The sequence below is a fragment of the Coleofasciculus sp. G2-EDA-02 genome (assembly GCF_040226375.1).
Taxonomy (GTDB): domain Bacteria; phylum Cyanobacteriota; class Cyanobacteriia; order Cyanobacteriales; family Coleofasciculaceae; genus Coleofasciculus.
Genome location: NZ_JAVKEW010000113.1, coordinates 1 through 3,383, shown reverse-complemented (window position 1 = coordinate 3,383; position 3,383 = coordinate 1). Strand labels below are relative to the sequence as shown.

Annotated in this window: 2 protein-coding genes; both read left to right on the top strand. The window is 48.3% G+C overall.

What is annotated here, in order from left to right; translation table 11 throughout:
* The first annotated feature begins 209 nt into the window (after nt 1–209).
* Complete coding sequence (locus RLO19_RS12800) at nt 210–878, top strand: response regulator (protein ID WP_446356905.1); 669 nt, start codon at nt 210–212, stop codon at nt 876–878.
* A gap of 4 nt (nt 879–882) precedes the next feature.
* On the top strand, nt 883–3,294 hold the full coding sequence (locus RLO19_RS12795) for a PAS domain S-box protein (protein WP_446356903.1): 2,412 nt from the start codon (nt 883–885) through the stop codon (nt 3,292–3,294).
* Nucleotides 3,295–3,383: the final 89 nt, after the last annotated feature.

Genomic DNA, 3,383 nt, shown 5'->3' with positions numbered 1-3,383 from the left:
CACCTACAAACTCTGTTTCTCATATTATTATTATACCTAAGATTAGAAAGAAAAGCAACTAAAGTTGCTAAACTAAACACATTGCTCGGTTTCATCCCTCGGATAAATCACGAGGGCTTTCACCATCGCTTATGACGTAATCTTACCCTTCTCCTTACCTTCTGCCCTCTGCCCTAGAGCCTTGTTTCAACCGGACATGATATCAAGGATTGGGTAGGGGATATCTACCTCATATCTTTGAAAGCTTCCGCCAAGCCGATAGCACCACCGCCAGAAAACAAACCGGCTTAGGATTAGGATTAGCGATCGCGCAAAATCTGGTGACACGGCAAGGCGGTACGATTCACGCTGAAAGCCCCGGAGAAGGACAAGGGGCGACGTTTATTGTTAATCTACCTCTTTTGGATGATGACAACAAAAAAATGAATGCTCACGATGGAATTCATTCATCCTTGACCTTTGACGCATCTATCTTAAGTCGGATACGGGTCTTAGTAGTCGATGATGATGCAGATGCCCGTGATTTCTTAATCGCCATTCTGGAACAGTACGGGGCAATGGTAACTGCCACAGCATCCGCAACTGAAGCGCTGGAACGGCTACAACAAATGAAATATGATCTGCTACTGAGTGACATTGGTATGCCCGGTGAAAATGGTTACAGCCTAATTCGCCAGATCAGGGCGTTACCGTCAGCCCAAGGGGGACAGATGCCAGCGGTGGCTGTCACCGCTTATGCTAGAGAAGAAGACCGCATGCAAGCCCTATCAGCAGGCTTCCAGATGCACATCTCTAAGCCGGTTGAACCTAGGCAATTACTCAAGGTCATTGTCCGGCTAGCTGGAAGAACTGCCAGCACGCGAGATTTCCTCAATTGATTTGATGAACACTACGATCTCAATCAAACCTCTTTGTCACCTGGGATGGCGTTACAGTGTTTCCATACTTGCCATAGCCATCGCCCTTTCCCTTCAGCTATTTTTTTCACCCTTTTGGGAACTAGAAAGCCCGTTTTTGCTATGTTTAGCAGCAGTAATGGTGAGTGCCTGGTATGGCGGCAGGGCGGCGGGAATCTTGGCAACGGTTTTGGCGGCGTTAAGCGGCAGTTATCTATTTTTATCGCCAACCTATTCTTGTGTGGTTGATAATTTAGGACAAAACCTGCGGTTATTTTTGTTTATCCTAGAGGGGTTGTTTATTAGTACCACAATCTCTAGTTTAACCGTTGCCCGAGAGCAAGTCACATTAGGACAAGAGGCTTTAAGAGAAAGCGAAGAGAAATTCCGATTGGTAGCTGAAAGCCTACCCCAAATTGTGTGGACGGCTGAAGCTGATGGTTCAGTCGATTATTATAACCAACGTTGGGCTGAATACAGTGGCATTTCTCAGCAGAATGGTCATGGCTGGGGCTGGCAACCCGTACTGCATCCTGATGATAAGCAAAAGACAATAGACGCCTGGAAACAGTCCGTGGCAACGGGTGAGCTATACGAGTGCGAGCATCGGATCAGACATGCCGAGGGGGAATTCCGTTGGCATCTGAGTCGCGGTTTCCCCCTACGAGATAACAACGGTCAAATTGTCAAATGGTTTGGAACGGCTACGGAGATTCACCAGCAGAAGCAGACGGAAGCCCAACTGCGGGAAAGTCAAGAACTGTTCCAAAATTTTATGAACTATAGCCCAATCGCCGCCTATATTAAGGACGAATCAGGACGCTATATCTTTGTGAACCGGATGGTAGAACAAACTTGGCATCGCCCTTTGGCGGATTGGCTGGGGAAAACCGATTTTGACTTCTTTTCGCAGCCAATCGCCCAACAAATCCAGGATAATGATGTCAAGGCGTTAGCGGGTGATCACGCGATTGAGCTGCAAGAAACCACAGAAAACGAGGATGGCATCCACTATTGGCTCTCCTATAAGTTTCCCTTAAAAACCTCCTCTGGGCAACGTTTATTGGCGGGGATGTCCATGGATATCACCGAGCGCCAGCAGATGGAGGAAGCACTGCGACAAAGTGAAGCACGATTCCGACAAGCGGTAATTAATGCCCCTTATCCCCTTGTGATTCACGCCGAAGATGGGGAAATCCTGCAAATCAACCAAACCTGGACAGAATTGACGGGATATACTCATAGCGAAATTCCCACCGTAGCAGATTGGATGGAAAAAGCTTATCGCGAACGTCGGCAGGTTGTGCTAGAGCAGATTGATCGGTTGTATGAGTTGAATGAGAAAATCCATGAGGGAGAATTCGCGATCGCGACGAAACAGGGTAGCCAGAGAATTTGGGATTTTAGCTCCGCCCCCCTGGGAAAAATTGCAGATGGCAGGCGTACAGTCATATCCATCGCCACCGATATCAGCGATCGCAAACGGGCAGAAGACTTACTCCGGGGACAGAAGCAGATTCTGGAAGCGATTGCCACCAATGCTCCCCTCTGTAACATACTTGATGCTATCACTCAACAGATTGAGTCCCACGCGGATGAGTCAATTTGTGCGGTGTTGCTGTTAGATGAGCAAAAAAGGACATTGCATTATGGCTCGGCTGGGAGTTTACCTGAACCTATCCAGCAGTTAACCGTTAACGGTTTTGCCATTGGTTCTTGTGCCGGAAGTTGTGGCACAGCGGCTTATCGCGATGAACCTGTGATTGTCTGTGACATTGCCAGCAGCCCGCTTTGGGCAGATTACAAAGACATTGCCCTATCTGAGAATCTGGCAGCCTGTTGGTCGATTCCGTTGCACTCCAGCAATGGTGAAGTCTTGGGTACCTTTGCCATGTATTATCCCACGCCCCGCCATCCCAGCGCCCAGGATTGGAATTTAATCGACCAATTCACTCACTTAGCCGAGATTGCCATAGAATCGTTTCAAGCCAAGCAAGCGCTCAAAGCCAGCCAAGAACGGTTGCGGCGATTAGCTGAATCTGATTTAATTGGCATTCTCTTTGGCGATGTGTATGGGGGAATCCATGACGCCAATGATACCTTCCTCGGAATTATCGGCTATAGCCGCGAGGATTTGCAAGGGGGGCGATTGTGCTGGCGTGATATCACTCCACCGGAGTATCTCCCCTTAGATGAGCTTAACATTGCCCAGGCAAAGGAAACTGGACGGTGTACCTCTTATGAAAAAGAGTATATTCGCCAAGATGGGACTCGGGTTTGGGTACTGATTGGCTATGTGTTGCTGGGTGAAGCGCGGGATGAAGCGGTGGCGTTTATTCTAGATATTAGCTATCCGCCTAACACTGGACAACCGTGGACAACACGATCATTCCATTGATGGATAGCCAGTCTCAGCAAACGCTACGTTATTGGGGTCATGGAATCTATGGGTGCTTGCCAGCTCATAGTTTAAAAGCCGTCTAGGTT